The sequence below is a fragment of the Monashia sp. HAY1-5C genome, from assembly GCF_056755255.1.
In genome coordinates this window covers 1-20553 of record NZ_JBPGXG010000048.1, presented here as the reverse complement: position 1 = coordinate 20553, position 20553 = coordinate 1, and the positions used below count along the sequence as shown (strand labels likewise).

16 protein-coding genes are annotated in these 20553 nt (G+C 71.5%); 9 read left to right on the top strand and 7 right to left on the bottom strand.

The genetic code is table 11. The features are described 5' to 3' along the window. Window positions 1-328: 328 nt before the first annotated feature. The gene (locus tag ACR9ZK_RS09555) at window positions 329-784 is read right to left on the bottom strand and encodes a MarR family winged helix-turn-helix transcriptional regulator (RefSeq protein ID WP_481341665.1); all 456 of its coding nucleotides are present in this window, start codon (window positions 782-784) and stop codon (window positions 329-331) included. Between the two features lie 81 nt (window positions 785-865). On the opposite strand from ACR9ZK_RS09555, the gene ACR9ZK_RS09550 reads away from it, so the two are divergent. From ACR9ZK_RS09550 to ACR9ZK_RS09525, 6 genes are all read left to right on the top strand, one after another. Continuing rightward, window positions 866-1489 carry a mycothiol-dependent nitroreductase Rv2466c family protein gene (locus ACR9ZK_RS09550; protein ID WP_481341664.1) on the top strand — a complete coding sequence of 208 codons (624 nt, stop codon included), beginning with the start codon at window positions 866-868 and terminating at the stop codon, window positions 1487-1489. Window positions 1490-1549: 60 nt separating this feature from the next. Further along, complete coding sequence (locus ACR9ZK_RS09545; protein WP_481341663.1) at window positions 1550-2233, top strand: maleylpyruvate isomerase family mycothiol-dependent enzyme; 684 nt, start codon at window positions 1550-1552, stop codon at window positions 2231-2233. A 100-nt stretch (window positions 2234-2333) separates the two neighbouring features. Further along, a complete protein-coding gene (locus ACR9ZK_RS09540; RefSeq protein ID WP_481341662.1) occupies window positions 2334-3998 on the top strand; it encodes an AMP-binding protein in 1665 nt (554 codons plus the stop codon). A gap of 117 nt (window positions 3999-4115) precedes the next feature. Then, window positions 4116-5858 carry a sunset domain-containing protein gene (locus ACR9ZK_RS09535; protein ID WP_481341661.1) on the top strand — a complete coding sequence of 581 codons (1743 nt, stop codon included), beginning with the start codon at window positions 4116-4118 and terminating at the stop codon, window positions 5856-5858. Window positions 5859-6008: 150 nt separating this feature from the next. Then, entirely contained in the window at window positions 6009-7769 is a 1761-nt protein-coding gene (argS, locus tag ACR9ZK_RS09530; RefSeq protein WP_481341660.1) for an arginine--tRNA ligase, read from the top strand. A gap of 92 nt (window positions 7770-7861) precedes the next feature. Then, window positions 7862-8572, top strand: coding sequence for a flavodoxin family protein (locus ACR9ZK_RS09525; protein WP_481341659.1), 711 nt, complete (start codon window positions 7862-7864; stop codon window positions 8570-8572). 128 nt (window positions 8573-8700) lie between these two features. On the opposite strand, the gene xylB is transcribed toward ACR9ZK_RS09525, so the two are convergent. The 5 genes from xylB to ACR9ZK_RS09500 are packed head-to-tail and all read right to left on the bottom strand — an operon-like array spanning window position 8701 to window position 14942. Continuing rightward, window positions 8701-10170, bottom strand: a complete 1470-nt coding sequence (gene xylB, locus ACR9ZK_RS09520) for a xylulokinase (protein ID WP_481341658.1) — start codon at window positions 10168-10170, stop codon at window positions 8701-8703. Next, a complete protein-coding gene (locus ACR9ZK_RS09515) occupies window positions 10146-11657 on the bottom strand; it encodes a mannitol dehydrogenase family protein (RefSeq protein ID WP_481341657.1) in 1512 nt (503 codons plus the stop codon). The genes xylB and ACR9ZK_RS09515 overlap by 25 nt, the downstream gene beginning before the upstream one ends. After that, the gene (locus tag ACR9ZK_RS09510; RefSeq protein ID WP_481341656.1) at window positions 11654-12592 is read right to left on the bottom strand and encodes a carbohydrate ABC transporter permease; all 939 of its coding nucleotides are present in this window, start codon (window positions 12590-12592) and stop codon (window positions 11654-11656) included. The genes ACR9ZK_RS09515 and ACR9ZK_RS09510 overlap by 4 nt, the downstream gene beginning before the upstream one ends. Continuing rightward, window positions 12589-13548 carry a carbohydrate ABC transporter permease gene (locus ACR9ZK_RS09505; RefSeq protein ID WP_481341655.1) on the bottom strand — a complete coding sequence of 320 codons (960 nt, stop codon included), beginning with the start codon at window positions 13546-13548 and terminating at the stop codon, window positions 12589-12591. The genes ACR9ZK_RS09510 and ACR9ZK_RS09505 overlap by 4 nt, the downstream gene beginning before the upstream one ends. After that, complete coding sequence (locus ACR9ZK_RS09500; protein WP_481341654.1) at window positions 13545-14942, bottom strand: ABC transporter substrate-binding protein; 1398 nt, start codon at window positions 14940-14942, stop codon at window positions 13545-13547. Before ACR9ZK_RS09500 ends, ACR9ZK_RS09505 begins: the two co-directional genes overlap by 4 nt. A 172-nt stretch (window positions 14943-15114) precedes the next feature. Here ACR9ZK_RS09500 and ACR9ZK_RS09495 point away from each other — a divergent pair, with 172 nt between their 5' ends. The 3 genes from ACR9ZK_RS09495 to pntB all read left to right on the top strand — a co-directional run bounded on the left by ACR9ZK_RS09495 (window position 15115) and on the right by pntB (window position 19227). Further along, the gene (locus ACR9ZK_RS09495) at window positions 15115-16068 is read left to right on the top strand and encodes a sugar-binding transcriptional regulator (protein ID WP_481341653.1); all 954 of its coding nucleotides are present in this window, start codon (window positions 15115-15117) and stop codon (window positions 16066-16068) included. A gap of 216 nt (window positions 16069-16284) precedes the next feature. After that, window positions 16285-17838 carry a Re/Si-specific NAD(P)(+) transhydrogenase subunit alpha gene (locus ACR9ZK_RS09490; RefSeq protein WP_481341652.1) on the top strand — a complete coding sequence of 518 codons (1554 nt, stop codon included), beginning with the start codon at window positions 16285-16287 and terminating at the stop codon, window positions 17836-17838. Window positions 17839-17844: 6 nt separating this feature from the next. Then, entirely contained in the window at window positions 17845-19227 is a 1383-nt protein-coding gene (pntB, locus tag ACR9ZK_RS09485) for a Re/Si-specific NAD(P)(+) transhydrogenase subunit beta (RefSeq protein ID WP_481341651.1), read from the top strand. Window positions 19228-19482: 255 nt separating this feature from the next. Here pntB and ACR9ZK_RS09480 read toward each other — a convergent pair whose 3' ends face one another. Beyond that, window positions 19483-20325 (bottom strand): hypothetical protein, encoded by an 843-nt coding sequence (locus ACR9ZK_RS09480; protein WP_481341650.1) that lies wholly within the window; start codon window positions 20323-20325, stop codon window positions 19483-19485. Window positions 20326-20553 lie beyond the last annotated feature (228 nt).

The following is a 20553-nucleotide window of genomic DNA, read 5'->3' as shown; positions in this document are numbered from 1 at the left end:
CCTGCGTGGCTGGGCGCTGCCAACGGCCTTGCTGACCGGTACTCGGATCGCATTGTTCGCATGACGCGAATCGGACTGGCTGCGCATGGGCGCCGTGCTCGCATGGGGCGGTACCGACGCTGGACGGGCCGAAGGGCACTCCGGAGCAGAGGGTCTGGGGTTCGAATCGCTACGGGTGCGCTCTGTGTTGGCACAGAGGGCGAAGGCCCCGTCCGGATGCGATCGGGGCCCTCGTCGTGTGTCAGCCCCTGCAGGGGCGCGTCGGCCCGGCCCGGCCCCTCCCATGCAACGTGGACGTGCAGGACGGCGCCGCCGTGGGTCGTGGCGCTCACTCCGCCGGCTGGCCGGGCTCGTACCAGGGGTCGGTCACCTCGCGCAGCATCGTCAGGGCCTCGCGCAGCTGACGCATCCGGCGTGGTCCGAGGTGCTGCTCCCACTCGCGTTCGAGCCGCTCCTCCTCCGCGCGGGCCACGGGGATCGCCCGCCGTCCCTTGGCGGTCAGCCGAACGAGCCGGGCGCGTCCGTCGTCGGGGTCGGGGACACGTTCGACGTAGCCGGCGCGCTCGAGCCGGTCGACGAGCGCGGTGGCCGTCTGCTTGGCCACGCCCGCGCGCTCGGCGAGCACCGAGATGCGGGTGCCGTCGGGGTCGATGCCCGCCGTGATGCGGCCCTGGGCGAGCGTGACGTCGTCGAAGCCCGCCGCGCACACGGCCTCGTGGATCCGCGCCTCGGCGTGGCGCGCGGCGATGAGCATGAGCAGGGACGAGGGCAGCTCGCGGGTCATGACACCTCTTGTGATAGTCCTATGTACGAACTACATTGGTTCTATGTTCGTACTAGTTGAGCCAGTCTAGCGAGCCCTGCCGTGTCCCGCCCGGCCGTGACCGTCGACTTCTGGTTCGACCCCGTCTGCCCGTACTCGTGGATCGGTTCCCGGTGGCTGCTCGAGGTCGAGCGGTACCGTCCCGTCCGGCTGCGCTGGCACGTCATGAGCCTCTACCTGCTCAACGCCGACCGCACGGACGACCCCTCGTACGTCGACCACCTGCGCCGGTCGACCGGGGTGGCGCGCGTCGCCACGGCCGTCGAGGTGCGCCACGGCGGCGAGGCGCTCGGAGCGTTCTACACCGCGTACGGGGCCCGGGTCTTCGACCACTGGCGCTACCCGGACCCGGAGGAGTGCCGCGCTGCGGCAGGTGCGGCCCTCGAGTCCCTCGGGCTGCCCGGGCGTCTCGGCGCGGCGTTCTCGTCCGAGGCGTACGACGCCGACCTGCGCCGCAGCCACGACGACGCCGTCCGACGCGTCGGCGACGAGGCCGGCACGCCGGTGCTCGCGCTCGACGGCGCCGCCGCCTACGGCCCCGTCCTCGGCGCGATCCCGCGCGGACGGGACGCCGTCCGCGTCTTCGAGGGGGCACGCCTGCTCGCCGGCCACGGCGAGTTCTACGAGCTGAAGCGGACGCGTGAGCGCCCGCCCGTCTTCACCTGAGCCAGCCGGTTCCGCGACCACGCGCGACCGCGAGAGAATCCGTGACAGAAGGGGATCGACATGAGACCTGTGAACGAGACGCCGGACCTGGACCTCATCTGGTCGGAGATCGACGAACAGCGCCGCCGCACGGTGGCGATGCTCGAGAGCCTCACCCCTCGCCAGTGGGACCACCCCTCGCTCTGCGACGGGTGGACGGTGCGGCACGTGGCGGCCCACCTCACCCTGCAGCGTCAGCACGTCGGGGACGTCCTGCGTGTGCTCGTCGAGCACCCGCGCCTGCTGCGCGGCCTCGGCCTGAACCGCATGATCCACGACTCGGCCGTGCTCCAGGCGGCGCTGCCGACCGACGAGATCATCGCGCGGATCCGGGCGGGCATCGGGTCACGCCGCCACAACTCCTTCGTGACCCCTCGCGAGACCCTCACCGACAGCCTCGTGCACGCGCAGGACATCGCGGTCCCGCTCGGCATCGGGCTCGAGACGCGCCCGGTCGCCGCGGTCATCGCCGCCGACCGGATCTGGGCGACCCGGGACACGTGGCTGGGGAGGGTGAACCGGCGGCTGCCCATCGACGGCTACCGACTCGTGGCGACGGACGCGGACTGGTCGGTCGGGGCCGGCCCGGAGGTCACCGGCCCGATCATGGCCCTCCTGCTGCTCCTGACCGGTCGTCCGGTCGCGCTCGCCGACCTGGACGGGGACGGGGCAGCCCAGCTGAAGATGCAGACGCAGCCGGCCTGACACCGGTCCGGGGTCGCGTCGGCGACGACGCCGTCCCTTGCGTCGGCCCCGACGCGGAGGTTGGGTGAGGGTGAACCGTCCCGACGTCCGGAGGCCACCGATGACCGCTGTGCAGCCAGACTCCTCCACCGAGCTCGACCCGACGCTGTCGCACACCCGCGGTGAGACCGAGCCGCCGCTCATCGAGCAGACGATCGGCGACAACCTCGACGCCACCGTCGCGCGGTTCCCCGATCGCGAGGCGCTCGTCGACGTCGCGCAGGGACGGCGGTGGACCTACGCCGAGCTGCAGCGCGACGTCGACCGTCTCGCGCGGGCCCTCCTCGCCGTCGGGGTCCGCACCGGCGACCGCGTCGGCATCTGGGCCCCGAACTGCTCCGAGTGGACGCTCGTCCAGTACGCCGCGGCGAAGACGGGCGCGATCCTCGTCAACATCAACCCGTCCTACCGGGCGCACGAGCTGCAGTACGTGCTGGGCCAGTCCGGCGTCTCGACCCTCATTGCCGCCGAGAGGTTCAGGACGAGCGACTACCGCGGGATGGTCGAGGAGGTCCGCGACGAGCTGTCGGGACTCGAGCGGGTCGTCTACATCGGCACGCCGGACTGGGACGACCTCCTCTCACGTGCCGACGAGGTGCCCGCCGACGAGCTGGCCCGCGTGCAGGCCGGGCTGTCGAACACCGACGCCATCAACATCCAGTACACGTCAGGTACGACCGGGTTCCCCAAGGGTGCGACCCTGAGCCACCGCAACATCCTCAACAACGGCTACTTCGTCGGCGAGCTCTGCGGCTACACCGAGGCGGATCGGGTCTGCATCCCCGTGCCCTTCTACCACTGCTTCGGGATGGTCATGGGCAACCTGGCGTGCACGTCGCACGGCTCGTGCACCGTGATACCGGCGCCCGGCTTCGACCCCGCCGCGACGCTGGCCGCGGTCCAGCAGGAACGGTGCACGAGCCTCTACGGCGTGCCGACGATGTTCATCGCGGAGTGGAACCTGCCGGACTTCTCCTCCTACGACCTGTCCACGGTCCGCACGGGGATCATGGCCGGCTCCCCGTGCCCGGTCGAGCTGATGAAGAAGCTCATCGCCGCCGGCATCGAGGAGATGACGATCTGCTACGGCATGACCGAGACCTCCCCGGTGTCGACGCAGAACCGCACCGACGACACCGTCGAGCAGAAGGTCGGCACGGTCGGACGCGTCGCTCCGCACCTCGAGATCAAGATCGCCGACCCCGCCACCGGTGAGACGCTGCCGCGAGGGCAGGCGGGCGAGTTCATGACGAAGGGCTACTCCGTCATGCTCGGCTACTGGGGCGAGCCGGACAAGACGGCCGAGGCGGTCGTGGACGGCTGGATGCACACCGGCGACATCGGCGTCATGCACGACGACGGGTACGTCGAGATCACCGGCCGGATCAAGGACATGGTCATCCGCGGCGGCGAGAACGTCTACCCGAGGGAGGTCGAGGAGTTCCTCTACACCCACCCGGACATCCTCGACGCCCAGGTCATCGGCGTCCCGGACGAGAGGTACGGGGAGGAGCTCTGCGCCTGGATCCGGATGAAGGACGGCGCGACGCCCATCACGGCGGAGTCCCTGCGCGAGTTCTGCACCGGCCGGCTCGCGCACTACAAGATCCCGCGGTATGTCGAGATCGTGGACGAGTTCCCGATGACGGTGACGGGGAAGGTGCGCAAGGTGGAGATGCGCGAGGCGACGGCCAGGCGGCTCGGCCTCGGCCAGGGCCGCCCGTAGGCGTCGGAACGGGCACGCTCGGCAGAGGTCGTCGTGGCAGCCACGCGAACCGGCTTGGGGCGCAGTAGGTTGCCCGGTGGAGCGGTCGTCCTGGACCCGTGACCCGAGAGGGATGGAATGTCCGACACCAGCACAACGATCCTGTGGGTGGTCGTCGCCGTCGTCGTCATCGCGCTGATCGTCTGGTTCTTCGTCTCGGCCAGCCGGCGCAAGGACCTCGAGGCGCGGCGCGCGGAGGCCGACCGGCTGCGGGCCAGCCTCGATGCCCGGCTGACCGAGGTGCAGCAGGCGCAGGACCGCGCGTCGGTGACGGGTGCGATGGCCGCCGAGGCGCAGGCCGAGGCCGACGCCCGGGCCCGTGAGGCGCGACGGCTCGAGGAGCAGGCCGCCGGGGCGGCCGCGGCCGCGGAGCGGGCGCAGGCGCAGCACGACGCGCTCGCCCGCGAGGCGGACCGCATCGACCCCGACGTCGCCACCGAGGACGAGGGCGACGACGAGGGCGGCTCCCTCCGAACATCCTCGGGAGCGGCCGTGGGCTCCGCGGCCTTCACCGAGGAGGAGGACGAGGACGACGACCTGGCCGACGCCGAGAACCCCTTCGCCCCGGCCGCCGACCGTATTGGGGCACAGACGGGTTCGGACGACGACGCGATGGTCGACCCGGATGGGGGGAGGGGCTGGACCACGCCGCCGGACGCGACGACCGAGGACGTGGAACGTGCCGCCGCGTCCGAGGGCGAGGGAATGGGTACTGAGCAGGTGCCGTCCTGGCGCGACGACGCCGAGCCGCAGAGCCGGTCGGAGTCGGCAGCCGCGAGGGCGACCGACGAGGACGCCTCGGGCTCGAGCAGCGGGGCCGAAGGCGTCGCGTCCGACGGCGCCGGGCAGCCCGGTGCCACCGCCGACCGCAACGGAGCCGACGACATGAGCGACACGACCCAGCAGCCCGCGGCGTCCGCCGACGACGCCGACCAGGCCCGGACCACCAGCACCGGGCGCACCGACGACGCATCCGGCGACCCCACCGCGGGCGCCGAGGAGGGCGCGGCCGCGCTCTCGGGTGGCGCGGCGAGCGCCACGGCCGCGGCCTCCGGTGAGCCGGTCGCGACCGGCGACGAGGAGTCCGAGCCGCGCCGGACGCCCACGGAGGCTGCCGAGGCGGCCGAGGACGCCACTGCGGCCCCGGCGACCGGCACCGCGGGGTCGACGGCCCGGGCCGCGGGTGGCTCGTGGCAGCCGCCGGACGCCGACGAGGCCGACGAGGTCCACGTGCCGGCCCTCGAGGACCGTGAGGAGCACCTCACCGAGGGAGGGACCCCCAGCGACGACCCCGGCGACCACCGCGGCCAGCCGTGGGCGACGACGACCGGTCAGCGTCCGCTCGATGCCGAGGACCCGGCTCAGCCGGACGCCAGCGACGCCGCCCTCGGTGAGCGCGACGACCCGACCAAGGCCCCCGAGGGCGAGGAGAGCGCCGCCGAGGCCGCTCCGGCCTCCGCGGACGAGGCGGCCGAGGCCGCCGCGGACTCCGCGGACTCCGCGGACTCCGCGGACTCCGCGGACTCCGCGGACTCCGGGTCGTCCGAGGCCTCCGCGGGGGCTGCCGAAGACGCCTCGGGGCGCTCGATCGGTCGCCGGGTGTCGGAGTACGAGGAGGTCGTCGACGGCGGTTACGGCATGGGGTCCGCCGCGCCGATCGGCGACGGTGCCCAGCCGCTCGGCCATGCCGTCAAGGGTGTCCGGGACGGCAACCAGTTCCTCTCGCCCGGTGACGAGGGCTACGAGGACGCCGAGCCCGACGTGTGGTTCTACGACGAGGACGCCGCACGTCGCTCGGGGTTCACCCGCCGCGGCGAGTAGCCCGTCGCGACCCCGAGGACGGGGCCGGGCAGCCCGACGGCGCCCGGCCCCGTCCCACGCCTCCGGGCCCGCCGCGGGCGCGGTGAGGTGGCCCAGCCGCCGGCAAAACCCGGGAGAGGGCACCGCGCGGCCACACCTAGACTGGCCCGCATGGTCTCCCCGCTCGTCGCGCTCACGCCGAAGGTCCAGTCCGCGATCGCCACCGCGCTCGGTGACGACTTCCGCGAGGTGGACCCGGTGCTGCGTCCGTCGCAGTTCGCCGACGTGCAGGTCAACGCGGCGCTCGCCCTCGCCAAGAGGGTCGGCGCCCCGCCGCGGGAGGTCGCCGCGAAGATCGTCGACGCGCTCGACGTCGACGGCGTGTGCGAGAAGGTCGAGGTCAGCGGACCCGGCTTCGTCAACCTGACGTTCAGCAGCGCCTGGCTCGCCTCGCTCCTCGCCGACGTCGACGCCGACGATCGGCTGGGCGTGCCGCTCGAGGCCCCCGAGAACATCCCGATCGACTACTCCGCGCCGAACGTCGCCAAGGAGATGCACGTCGGGCACCTGCGCACGACCATCGTCGGCGACTCCCTGGCCCGGACGCTCGAGCACCTGGGCCACCACGTCATCCGACAGAACCACATCGGTGACTGGGGCACGCCGTTCGGCATGCTCATCGAGCACCTGCTCGAGGTGGGGGAGGGCTCGCCCGAGGCCGAGCTGCTCGTCAGCGACCCGAACGCGTTCTACCAGGCGGCGCGGACCAAGTTCGACACGGCCGAGAAGGCCGAGCCGCGCGGGAGCGCAGGCGACTTCGACGTGCGGTCACGGGCCCGGGTCGTCAAGCTGCAGGCCGGTGACCTCGAGACGCTCGAGCACTGGCACGAGCTCGTCGGCATGTCGAAGGTGTACTTCAACAAGGTGTACTCGACGCTCGGCGTCACCCTCACCGACGACGACCTCGCGGGCGAGTCCACGTACAACGACGAGCTCAAGGCGATCTGCGACGAGCTCGAGTCCAAGGGCCTGGCGACGGTGTCCGACGGCGCCCTCTGCGTCTTCCTCGAGGGCTACACCGGCCGTGAGGGCAAGCCGGTGCCGCTCATCATCCGCAAGTCCGACGGCGGCTACAACTACGGCACCACGGACCTCGCGACCATCCGGTACCGGGTGTCCAAGCTCGGCGCGCACCGGGTCCTCTACGTCATCGGGGCCCCGCAGTCCCTGCACCTCAACATGGTGTGGGACACCGCACGCAAGGCGGGATGGCTGCCCGAGGACGTGACGCCCGTCCACGTGCAGATCGGCAACGTCCTCGGCGAGGACCGCAAGATCCTGCGGACGCGCTCGGGCGCGTCGCTGCGGCTCATGGCCCTGCTCGACGAGGCCGTCGACAAGGCGCGGGCGCTCATCGACGCCAACCGGCCCGACCTCGACGAGGCGGCGCGGGCGACGATCGCCCGGCAGGTCGGCATCGGCGCGGTCAAGTACGCCGACCTGTCGGTCGCGCACGACAGCGAGTACGTCTTCGACCTCGACCGGATGGTCTCCCTCACCGGCAACACGGGCCCCTACCTGCAGTACGTCGTGGCCCGGATCCGCTCCATCTTCCGGCAGGTCGGCACCGACCCGGCGACCCAGCACGGGGGGATCGTCCTCGGCGAGCCGCAGGAGCGTGCCCTCGCCCTGCACCTGCTCGGCTTCGCCGACGTCGTGACCGAGGTCGGTGCGGTGTACGAGCCGCACCGGCTCTGCGGCTATCTCTTCGAGCTGGCGCAGGCGTTCTCGGCGTTCTACGAGAACTGCCCGGTGCTCAAGGCCGAGCTCGACGAGGTGCGCGAGTCGCGGCTGACCCTGTGCGCGCTCGTGTTCCGCGTCATGACGACGGGTCTGGGTCTGCTCGGCCTGGAGGCACCCGAGCAGATGTGACCCGCGGGGCGCGGGGCCGGCCGTGCAGGTGTGAGCACCTCGTCACATCTTCTCCGTTGCGGTCCGAGGCTGTGGCGGAGGACAGTCTCCTCATGAGCGACTGGGACTTCAGCGGCCTCAAGGCGACCTACGTCAACTGCACCCTCAAGAGGAGTCCCGAACAGAGCCACACCCAGGGACTCGTCGACGCGAGCGCGGCGATCATGCGTGAGCACGGCGTCGACGTGGACGTCATCCGGTTCGTCGACCACGACGTCGCCACCGGCGTCTACCCCGACATGCGCGAGCACGGCTGGTCGGTTGATGCGTGGCCCAAGCTGTACCCGGGCATCCTCGACAGCCAGATCCTCGTCGTGGCGGGCCCGATCTGGCTCGGTGACAACGCGAGCGTCACCAAGCGCTTCATCGAACGCATCTACTCGCTGTCGGGGATGCTCAACGACCGCGGCCAGTACCTGTTCTACGGGCGCGTCGCCGGCTGCCTCATCACGGGCAACGAGGACGGCATCAAGCACTGCGCGCAGAACATCCTCTACTCCCTCCAGCACGTGGGCTACACGATCCCGCCCAACGCGGACGCCGGATGGATCGGCGAGGCGGGTCCCGGCCCCAGCTACCTCGACCCGGGCAGCGGCGGCCCCGAGAACGACTTCACCAACCGCAACACGACCTTCATGACGTGGAACCTCATGCACCTGGCCGCCATGCTCCGCGCCGCCGGGGGCGTGCCGGCGTACGGCAACCAGCGCTCGGAGTGGAACGCCGGGGAGCACTTCGGCTGGCACAACCCCGAGTACCGCTGACCTCCGCTGCCGCTCCTGCCCGCCCCGACGGACCGGCCCGGACCGCCCCTGCCGGCAACACACCGAGAACCTGCCAAGGCCGGCAGGAGTACCTCGCCGCGGTTGGCAGCTGCTCGGTGTGTTGCGGGTCAGGGGGTCGGGAGGGGGGAGCCCTGCCGGACGCCGTGGAGGCGCTCGAGCAGGTCGGCATAGCGGCCGGTGACCTCCGCGGAGAGGCCGGCCGCATCGAGCGGTGCGTCGTACTCGGAGTCGATCTGCAGCTGCCACGTCGGCGGCACGTCGCCCCCGGACAGCGCCCACGCCGCCTGGCGGGCCGCGCCGACGCCGACGTACTCGGCGGGGGAGGGCACCACCACGGGTGCCCGGAAGAGGCCGGGCGCGATCTCGCGGACGGCACGCGAGGCCGAGGCGCCCCCGATGAGCAGGACCCGCTCGACGCCGACGCCGTGGCCGCGCAGGGCGTCGACGCCGGCGACGAGGTTGCAGAGCATGCCCTCGACGGTGGCGCGCGCGAGGTTCTCGGGGGTGGCGTTCGCGCGGGTCAGGCCGCCGAGCGTCCCCGCGGCGTCCGGCAGGTCGGGGGTCCGCTCGCCGTCGAGGTAGGGCAGCAGCGTCAGACCGCCCGCCCCGGGCTCGGCCGCGAGCGCGAGCCGGTCGAGCTCGGCGAGGTCCACACCGAGCATCGCGGCGGAGGCCGTCAGGACCCGGGCCGCGTTGAGGGTGCACATGAGCGGCAGGTGGCGACCCGTGGCGTCGGCGAAACCGGCGATGGCGCCGCTCTCGTCGCGGATCGCCGAACCGTGCGGTGTGAAGACCGTGCCGCTCGTGCCGAGCGAGACGACGACGTCGCCGGGCTCGAGCGTCAGCCCGAGCGCGGCCCCCATGTTGTCGCCGGTCCCGGCAGCCACGAGCATCCCCGACCCGGTACGGCCCGCGGCCTCGGCGGGCGCCAGCACGTCGGGCACGGCGACCCGGCGACCGAAGGCCAGCTCGAGCAGGTCGACGCGGTAGTCGTCCGTGGCCGCCGACCAGTAGCCGGTCCCCGAGGCATCGCCGCGGTCGGTCGTCCAGCCTCGAAACCCGTTGCCCTGCTGGAGGATCCTTCCGGTGAGCCAGTCGTGCGGCAGGACGACGCGGGCGACGCGGGCAGCGTGCTCGGGCTCGTGCTCGGCCAGCCAGCGCAGCTTGGTCACGGTGAAGCTGGGCACGAGGACGAGACCGACCGCGTCGACCCACGCCGCCGCGCCCCCCAGCTCGTCGGTGAGGTCGCGAGCGGCCCGGGCGCTGCGCGTGTCGTTCCAGAGCAGGGCGTCGCGCACGACGACGTCGGAGTCGTCCATCGCGACCATGCCGTGCTGCTGCCCGCCGACGGCGATGGCGGCGACACCGTCGAGGATGCCGCCGCCGCTCGCCTGCTCGTAGGCCTCCCACCACCGGTCCGGGTGAACCTCGGTGCCGTCGGGGTGAGGGGCTCGGGCCGTGCGCACCACCGCGCCGGTCTCGGCGTCGCAGACGACGATCTTCGTCGACTGGGTCGAGCTGTCGACCCCGGCGACAAGGGTTCGGTCGTCGGTCACGTGCTGCCTCGGCTGGTCCATGACCGAAGGGTCTCCCGAGCGCCGTTGTGGTGCAAGGCCGAGAGCGCGTCCGTGAACACCGCGGTGAACCGCGGGTCGTCGACGAGGCCGCCGAAGAGGTCCCGGTCGCGCAGGAAGGCGAGGGGGTCGTCGTGCTGCCGGGCCGCCGCAGCCATGACGCGGTCCCGGACCCGGTCGACGACCTCGATCGGCTCGCCCTGCTCGTCGACCCCCTCGGCGTACCGTGCCCACGAGGCCACGACGAGGGCTGAGCGGTGCACCTCGCCCCCCGTCTCGAGGTTGTGGTTGATGACCGGGACGAGCCACTTCGGGATGCGGTCCGACGACTCGGCGCACAGCCGCGCCAGCGTGTCACGCACCTCCGGGTTGGCGAACCGCTCGACGAGCTGGTGCCGGTACGCGTCGAGGTCGACACCGGGCACGTCGGGGAGCGTCGGGCTGCCCTCGTGCTCCATGTAGCCGAGGAGGAAGTCGACGAAGAGCGGGTCCTGGCAGACCTCGTGCGCGTACCGGTAGCCCGAGAGGTAGCCGAGGTAGCACAGCGCCTGGTGGCTCGCGTTGAGCAGCCGCAGCTTCATCAGCTCGTAGGGCACGACGTCGTCGACGAGCTGGACGCCGGCGTCCTCGTAGGGCGGCCGGCCGTCGGTGAAGTGGTCCTCGAGCACCCACTGCGTGAACGGCTCGCAGACGACGGGCCAGCCGTCCGCGATGCCGAACTCGCGGTCGAGGCGGTCGATGTCGTCGGGCGTCGTCACCGGCGTGATGCGGTCGACCATGCCGTTGGGGAACCGCACGTGGGCGTCCATCCAGTCGGCGAGGTCGGGGTCCTTGAGCCGGGCGAACGCCGTCATCATCCGACGTGCGACGTCGCCGTTCCCCGGCAGGTTGTCGCACGACATGACGGTGAACGGCGGCGTCCCGGCCGCGCGGCGCGCCTCGAGCCCGGCCACGACGTAGCCGAAGACGGTGCGCGGCGTCGCACCGTCCTCGAGGTCGGCGCGGATCGTCGGGTCGTCGGCGTCGAACTCGCCCGTCACCTGGTTGACGAGGTAGCCACCCTCGGTGATCGTCAGGCTGACGATGCGGGTGGCGGGGTCGGCGAGCTTGGCGACGACGGCCTGGGGGTCGTCGGGGCCGAAGAGCAGCTCGACGATGCTGCCGACGACCCGGGCCTCCCGGTGGCCGTCCGGGTGCTTGACGACGAGCGTGTAGAGCCCGTCCTGCGCGCTCAGCGTGTCGATGATGCGCCGGTCGTGGGGCAGCGCGCCGACGCCGCAGATGCCCCAGTCGAGCGCCTCGCCGGCGTTCATGAGCGCATCGACGTACATGGCCTGGTGGGCACGGTGAAACCCGCCGACACCGAAGTGGACGATGCCGGTCGTCACGGCGCGCCGATCGTACGCCGGCCGCGCGACGCGCGGGTCCAGGTCCCCGAGCGTCGCGTCGGACAGGGCCACCCCGGAGCGGTCGGGTGCGGCAGCGCTCATCGCACGGCACCCATCGACAGGCCCTGCACGAGCTTGTCCTGCGCCGCGAACCCGGCGGCGAGCACCGGCAGGGACACGACGAGCGAGGCCGCGCAGACCTTGGCGAGGAACAGGCCCTGGCTCGTGACGAACCCGGTGAGGAACACCGGCGCCGTGCCGGCCGTGGTGCCGGTGAGCACCCGCGCCAGCAGCAGCTCGTTCCAGCTGAAGATGAAGCAGATCAGCGCGGCCGACGCGATGCCCGGCATGACCACCGGCGCGATGACGTCGCGCAGGGTCCGGGTCAGGCTCGCGCCGTCGACCTGCGCCGCCTCGAGCATCTCGACCGGCACCTCGGCGAGGAAGGAGCGCAGCATCCACACCGCGATCGGCAGGTTCATCGACGTGTAGAGGATGACGAGCAGCCAGATGTTGTCGAGCAGGTGCGCCCGCTGGGCGAACAGGTAGATCGGCAGGATGCCGGCGACGATCGGCAGCATCTTCGTGGAGAGGAAGAAGAAGAGCACGTCGGTCCACTTGCGCACCGGCCGGATCGACAGGGCGTACGCCGCCGGGAAGGCCAGGAGCAGGACGAGGATCGTCGACAGGACGCTCGCCGTCAGCGAGTTGAGCAGCGAGGGCCACGGACCGGCGTCGAAGAACGTCCGGTAGCCCTCGAGGCTGAGCGGCGCGAAGAGGCTCGGCGGGTTGGTCGCCGCGTCCGTCTCCTTGTGGAACGAGGTCAGCACCATCCACAGCACCGGCAGGGCGAAGAGGATGCCGACGACCCAGGCGAGCAGGCCGAGCAGGGCGTGGCTCTTCGGCGGCTTGCGGTGCGCGATCGGCACGGTCGGGGTGCCGGGCGTCCCGGGGGCTCCGGCGTCCGTACGCCGTCCGCTGCCGGTCCCCGTGCCGGCCCGGGTGCCGGGTGAGGTGCTCTGCGGGACGGCGCTCATCGGGTCTCCTCCTTGAACAGGCTGAACACGGTGCGCAGGGCCAGGGTGGCGATGATGATCGTGCCGATCACCACGACGACGCCTGCAGCAGAGGCACGCCCGTAGTCCTGGGCGGTGTAGAAGGTCTGGTAGATGAAGTACGGCAGGTTGGCCGTGCCGAGGCCGCCGGACGTGATCGTGAAGACGTGGTCGAAGTTCTGCACGACGTAGATCGCCCCGAGCAGGGCCGACAGCTCGATGTACTGGCGCAGGTGCGGCAGCGTCATGCTCTTGAAGATCTGCCACCCGTTCGCGCCGTCGATGCGGGCGGCCTCGACGACGTCGAGGGGGCGGCTCTGCAGGCCGGCGAGCAGGATGAGCATCATGAACGGCGTCCACTGCCACACGAGCGCCGCGATGATCGACCACAGCGGGTTGTTCGTGATCCAGTCGGGCTGCGGGGCGTTCGGCCCGAACACCGCCTTGAGGAGACCGTTGAACAGGCCGTACTCCGGGTTGTAGAGGGCGTGCTTCCACAGCAGGGCCGCTGCGACCGGGACGACGAGGAACGGCGTGATCATCAGGGTGCGGACGACGCCGCGGCCACGGAACCGGCGGTCGAGCAGCAGCGCGATGCCGAGCCCCAGCAGGAGGCTGAGGACGACGACGGCCACCGTGAGCAGGACCGTGACGATGACGGCCGACCGCGTGTTGGTGTCGGTGAAGACCCGCCGGAAGTTGTCGAACCCGGCGAAGCCGCGCTCGTCCGGGTAGTAGGCGTTCCAGTTCATGAACGAGATGACGAGCGTCGCGACGAACGGCAGCTGCGTCAGGATGATGACGAAGACCAGCGCCGGCAGGAGCGGGGCCCGGCGGGCCCAGTCACCGGCCCGGGCCAGCGTCGTGGCGCGTCCGGCGTCCTCGGTCGGGTGGGTGGCGCCCGGGGTCTCGTCGTGGGTGTGGGTGCTCGTGCTCACTGGTCCGCCTCCCGTGCCTTGTAGCGCTCGGCGACGTCTGCGGCGAGCTTCTGACCGTTGTCGAGGGCCTCGGCGACCGACGTGCGCCCGGCGATCGCGGCGCTCACCTCCTGGCTGACCTGCGTGCCGAGGTCGGGGAACTCCGGGATGTCGACGAACTGGACGCCGAGCGCCGGCCGCGGCTGCACACCCGGGTTCGCCGGGTCGGCCGACTCGATGGCCTGCTTCGTCGGCTCGGCGAAGGCCGAGGCCTCGGCGAGGTACTTCGGGTTCTCGTACGTCGAGGACCGCTTGCCCGCGGGGACCCTCGACCAGCCCAGCTGCTCGCCGACGAGCTGCTCGTACTCCTTGCTCGAGGCCCAGGAGACGAACTTCCAGGCGTTCTCCTGCTTCGTGCTCGCGGCCTGGATGCCCCACGACCAGGCGTAGAGCCAGCCCGAGCTCTTCGTGCGGACGACCGGTGCCGGGGCGTACCCGAGCTTGCCGCGCACCGGCGAGTCCTTGGCCTCGAGCGAGCCGGCCGCCGACGTCGCGTCGTACCACATCGCCACCGAGCCCTGCGTCAGGTTGTTGAGGCACTCGGTGAACCCGGCCTGCGGGGCACCGTTCTCGCCGTGGGCCCGGACGAGGTCGACGTAGAACTGGACGGCCTGCCTGAACTCCGGGGCGTTGACCTTCGGTGTCCAGTCCTTCTCGAACCACGTGCCACCGAAGGTGTTGACCACCGTGGTGAGCGGGGCGAAGACCTGCCCCCAGCCGGGCTGGCCGCGCAGGCAGATGCCCTTCATGCCCGGCCGCGCACCGTCGACCTTGGCGGCGATGTCGGCGACCTGCGGCCACGTCGGGGCGGCCGGCATCGTCACGCCCTTGGACTGCAGGACGTCCTTGCGGTACATGAGGAAGGAGGACTCGCCGTAGAACGGCTCGCCGTAGACCTTGCCGCCGTAGGACAGCGAGGTCTGCATGGGCTTGAGGATGTCGGCCTGGTCGAACCCCGGGTCCTTGGCCAGGAAGGGGTCGAGCGGCGAGATCCACTTGGCCTTGGCGTAGATCGGGATCTCGAAGTTGGAGACCGTCGCGACGTCGTACTGCCCTGCCTGGCTGGAGAACTCCTGGCTGATCTTGTCGCGGACGTCGTTCTCCGGGAGCACCGTGAAGTTGACCGTGATGCCGGTCCGGGCCGTGAAGTACTTGGCCGTCAGCTGCTGCAGGTCGACCATCTGCGGGTTGTTCACCATGAGCACGCTGATGCTGTTCGGGCCGCCCCCTCCGATGCCGCCGCCGCCCCATCCGGCGCAGCCGGCGAGACCGGCGACGATACCCGTCGCCAGCCCGGCCACCAGCACCCGTCGCCCGACCCGTCGTCGTCGGTGCCCGACCTCGCCTCGTCGCACGTCTCCTCCTTGAGTCTCGCTCATTTGAGCGCTGCTGCGCACATATGAGTAAAGTGACTGGCATCAAGGCTGTCAACCGTTCGTCCGCGGGCAGGACGGGCGTCGAGTGCGGAAGGAGGCGAAAGTGAGGGGTGCTGCCACGAACGGCCGCCGGACACGCCAGACTTCGCGTGTGAAGGACGCGGCCATCGAGCGACGCGGCCCGGCCGAGCTCGTGCTCGCGGCCGCGGTCGCGCGGCGCCACTACCTCGCCGGCCAGTCGAAGGTCGAGATCGCCGACGACCTCGGCCTGAGCCGCTTCAAGGTCGCCCGGCTCATCGACTTCGCCCGCGAGACCGGGATCGTGCGCATCGAGATCGTCGCCGACGGCGAGCTCGACCTCGACCGTTCCGCACGCCTCCAGGAGCGCTACGGCCTGCGGCACGCCGTCGTCGTGGACGGCTCGCGCGTCGAGGCGTCGGCGCTGGCCGACCACCTCGGGCTGGCCGCCGCGCGCCTGCTCACCGACATCGTCCGCGACGACGACGTGCTCGGCCTGCCGTGGTCGCGCTCGGTCGATGTCATGACCCGCTCGCTGCACGACCTGCCCCCCGTCGACGTGGTGCAGCTGAGCGGCGCGATGGAGGTCGAGGGCCACGACAGCAGCGCCGTCGACATCGTCCGCCGGGCCGCCCGGGCCACCGCCGGGGGGTCCTCGATCTTCCACGCGCCGCTCCTGCTCGACGACGCCGCCGGCGCGGCCACGCTGCGGCGCGAGCCGCAGGTCGCCAAGGTCCTCGCCCGCGCCTCTCGCGTCACCATCGCGGTCATGGGCGTCGGCGCGTGGGCCCCGGGCCTGTCGACGATCCACGACGCCGTCGCCCCCGCCGACCGCAAGGCCCTGGCCCGCCTCGGCGTCGTCGGCGAGATCGCCGGTGTGCTGTTCGACGCGTCCGGCACCGTCGTCGAACCTTCGCTGTCCGAGCGCGTCGTCACGATCAGCCCGGCGGCGCTGCGCGGGATCGACGAGGTCGTCGCCATCGCGTCCGGAGCGCAGAAGGGGACGGCGGTGCGTGCGGCCCTCACCGGGCGGCTCGTCAACGCCCTCGTCGCCGACGCCACCCTCGCCGACGCGCTCCTCGGCTGACCCCGCGCTGACCCGCGCAGGCCCTGCGCCCGAGCCCTCCGCGTCCGACCCCTCTTCACCGTTCCCTCGAACGCGGCCGGCGACACGCCCACGATCAGAGACGCGCCCGGCTGTGGCCGCCGATCCGGTGTGTGATGAGACCGGCAGTCCTCCCCGTGCGCGGTGGTCCGTGCTCTAGGTTCGGGAGCCAGTGCCGTCGTCAGCGAAGGAGCCAGCGTGCAGATCGGTGTACCCCGAGAGACGCGTGCCCGCGAGACGCGGGTCGCCGCCACGCCCAAGACCGTCGAGCAGCTCGTCGCCCTGGGCTACGCGGTCGTCGTCGAACGCGGTGCCGGCGCCCTCGCGAGCTTCGCGGACGCCGCCTACGCCGAGGCCGGCGCGCGCCTCGTCGAGCGTGAGGAGGCCTGGGGCTCCGACGTGGTGCACCAGGTCAACGCGCCCTCCGCCGCCGACATCGCGCTGCTGCGGCCGGGTGCCGTGCTCGTGTCGCTCATGGCGCCCGCCCTGAACCCGGACCTCGTCGAGAACCTGCGGGCCGCCCGTGTCACCGCGATGGCGATGGACGCCGTGCCGCGCATCAGCCGGGCGCAGTCGCTCGACGTCCTGTCCTCGATGGCCAACATCGCCGGGTACCGAGCGGTCGTCGAGGCCGCGCACGAGTTCGGCTCGTTCTTCACCGGGCAGGTCACCGCCGCGGGCAAGGTCCCTCCGGCCAAGGTCCTCGTCGCCGGGGCGGGTGTCGCCGGTCTGGCTGCCATCGGCACCGCCCGCTCGCTCGGTGCCATCGTGCGGGCGACCGACGCGCGCCCCGAGGTCGCCGAGCAGGTCGAGTCGATGGGGGCCGAGTTCCTTCCCGTGCAGGTGGCCGAGACCGAGCTGTCCCCGTCGAGCGACGGCTACGCCAGGGAGATGGGGGAGGCGTTCAACCGCGCGGCGGCCGAGCTGTATGCGTCGCAGGCACCGGACGTCGACATCGTCGTCACGACCGCGCTCATCCCGGGCCGCCCGGCGCCACGGCTCATCACGGCCGAGATGGTCGCGACGATGAAGCCGGGGTCGGTCATCGTCGACATGGCCGCGTCCAACGGGGGCAACGTCGAGGGCTCGGTCCCCGACGAGCTCGTCGTGACCGCCAACGGCGTCAAGATCATCGGCTACACCGACCTGGCCGCCCGCCTGCCCACCCAGGCGTCTCAGCTCTACGGCACCAACCTCGTCAACCTCATGAAGCTGCTGACCCCCGGCAAGGACGGACAGGTCGTCCTCGACCTCGACGACGTCGTGCAGCGCAACATGACGGTCGCCAAGGACGGCGAGCTGCTGTGGCCCCCGCCCCCGATCCAGGTCAGCGCCGCACCCGTGCCGGCCCCCGCGTCCGCCCCCAAGGTCGTGAAAGAGCCTGAGCCACCGAAGGACCCGCGCCGAAAGTATGTGGCGATGGGCATCGGTGCCGTGCTGTTCGCCCTCATCGCCGCCTTCTCGCCCACCAGCTTCCTCGGACACTTCACGGTCTTCGCGCTCGCGGTCGTCGTCGGCTACTACGTCATCGGCCACGTGCACCACGCGCTGCACACGCCGCTCATGTCCGTGACCAACGCGATCAGCGGCATCATCGTCGTCGGGGCCCTGATCCAGCTGGGCCAGTGGCGAGGCGGGATCTCCGGCGTCATCGTCGTCCTGGCGTTCCTCGCCACGCTGATCGCGAGCATCAACATCTTCGGTGGCTTCCTCGTGACCCGCCGGATGCTGACCATGTTCCGGAAGGGCTGAGCACCGATGGACCTCGCACTGATCCAGGCCGCCTACATCGTCGCGGCCGTGCTGTTCATCCTGTCCCTGGCCGGCCTGTCGAAGCACGAGACCGCCAAGGACGGCAACGTCCTCGGCATGGTCGGCATGGCGCTCGCGCTCGTCGCCACGCTGTGGCTCGCGCTGCGCGGGTCGGGAGCCACGAGCTGGCTGCTCATCGTCGTGGCCATGGCGATCGGCGCGGGCATCGGGATCTGGCGGGCGCGACGCGTCGAGATGACCGGCATGCCCGAGCTCATCGCGATGCTGCACTCGTTCGTCGGTGCCGCCGCGGTGCTCGTCGGGTTCAACACCTTCCTGGCATCCGGGTCCTCGGTGACCTCCGACGGCGTGCACCTCGTCGAGATCTTCCTCGGGGTCTTCATCGGCGCGGTGACCTTCACCGGATCGATCGTCGCGTTCCTCAAGCTCTCGGCGCGCATCTCGAGCAGGCCACTCATGCTGCCGGCGCGGCACTGGCTCAACCTCGCGGCCCTCGTCGTGTCGGCCGGGCTGCTCGTGTGGTTCGTGGCGTCGCACTCGATCCTGCCGCTCCTGGTCATGACGGCGATCGCGCTGGCCTTCGGCTGGCACCTCGTGGCCTCGATCGGCGGCGGCGACATGCCCGTCGTCGTGTCGATGCTCAACAGCTACTCCGGTTGGGCGGCGGCCGCGGCCGGCTTCATGCTCGGCAACGACCTGCTCATCGTCACGGGTGCGCTCGTCGGCTCGTCCGGTGCCTACCTGTCGTACATCATGTGCACCGCGATGAACCGCTCCTTCGTCTCGGTCATCGCCGGCGGCTTCGGCTCCGACGGTGCGGTGACGAGCGGCGACGTCGACTACGGCGACCACCGCGAGACGAACGCCGAGGAGGTCGCCGACCTGCTGACCCACGCGTCCTCCGTCGTCATCACGCCCGGCTACGGCATGGCGGTCGCGCAGGCGCAGTACCCGGTCGCCGACCTGACCGCGAAGCTGCGTGAGCGCGGCGTCGACGTGCGGTTCGGCATCCACCCGGTCGCGGGGCGCCTGCCCGGGCACATGAACGTGCTGCTGGCCGAGGCCAAGGTGCCCTACGACATCGTCCTCGAGATGGACGAGATCAACGACGACTTCCCCGAGACCGACGTCGTCCTCGTCATCGGCGCCAACGACACGGTCAACCCTGCCGCTGCGGAGGACCCCGGCTCACCCATCGCCGGGATGCCCGTGCTCCAGGTGTGGAACGCCAAGGACGTCGTCGTGTTCAAGCGCTCGATGAACGCGGGCTACGCCGGTGTCCAGAACCCGCTCTTCTTCCGGGACAACAGCGCCATGCTCTTCGGCGACGCCAAGGAACGCGTCGAGGACATCATCAAGGCCCTCTGACCCGGCCCGCCCCGACCCCGCCCACCCCCCTCCTCTTCCGCACCGAACGAGTCGTTCGGTGCCGAAAGTGCTGGTGGGCCGACGCGTTCGAGCCCAACACCGCACCGAACGACTCGTTCGGTGCCGAAAGTGCTGGTGGACCGACGCGTTCGAGCCCGAACACCGCGTTCGGCACCGAACGACTCGTTCGGTTGGGGCCGCGAGCCGTGCCGGGAACCGAACGACTCGTTCGGTGGGGAGGCTGGGCTGTTCCTCTCAGCTGGCCCGGGCGCGGTCGCGGGCGAGGGCGGCTTCGATGCGTGCGCGCACCTGAGCCGGGTGATGCAGGTCTGCCCACGTCAGGCGCACGACCTCGTAGCCGAGCCGGCGGAACCCGTCCTCACGACGCTTCTCGGCGAACAGCATCGACTGCGCCTGGGCTGCCGAGTCGGCCGCGTACTTGTCCCGACCGTCGAACTCGACGAGCACGCGAGTCCCGCGGACGACGAAGTCCGCCCGCTCCGGATGCCCGTGCGCGCCGATGGTGCCCGGCTCGAACTGAGGATCGAGGTCGTAACCCAGTCCACGCAGCACGAGAGCCGTCATCGACTCTCCGGGGGACTCGTGCCGCGCGTCCAGCCACGGTATGGCAGCGCGAGCCCGGATGAGCCCTCGCTGGCCACGCAGCGCGGTGGCTGCGGCCATGATCTGGTGGCGCGTCGCATCGCCGCGCCTCAGCGCGCCGTCGCCCGCGACGACGAGGGACGTGACGTCGAGCAGGCCGGCCTGGACGACGGCCAGGGCCGGATGAACCGTCACGTCCCGATGCGGCAGGGCCGGTGCGTCGATCGCCTCGTGCATGCGCACCCGACTGTACGAGCGGAACCCGGCATCCGGTCCGAGCCACATGAGGTGGACCGTCCCGAGGTCGACGGCCTCCAGAGGGAGCTGCAGGAGCACGAGAGCCGAGCCGTGGCTGGCGACCGCCTGGCCGTCGTACTCCTGCAGCAGGGCCGTGGTGCGCAGCAGGTGCCGGTCCCGGGCGTCGCGAGGACGCCGCGTCGCGTACCAGCCACGGTGCAGGGGGAAGGCCTGGCCGGCCCGGACGCGTCGCCTCATCTCAGCGCTGGTGACGCCGCACGTCCGGGCATGTGCGGCCGAGACGACGTCCTCATGGGCCAACGAGGCGAGATCCATGGAGTCGATGGTGGCCCACGGGGCAGGGAGCTCGCTGCGGCCCTGTGGACAACCGCCGGTCGAGCCCGGGCCAGAGCCCGCGCGAGGGCCCGCGCCAGGGCCCGGGCCAGGGACTGTCTCTTATACACATCTGACGCTGCCGACGACGGA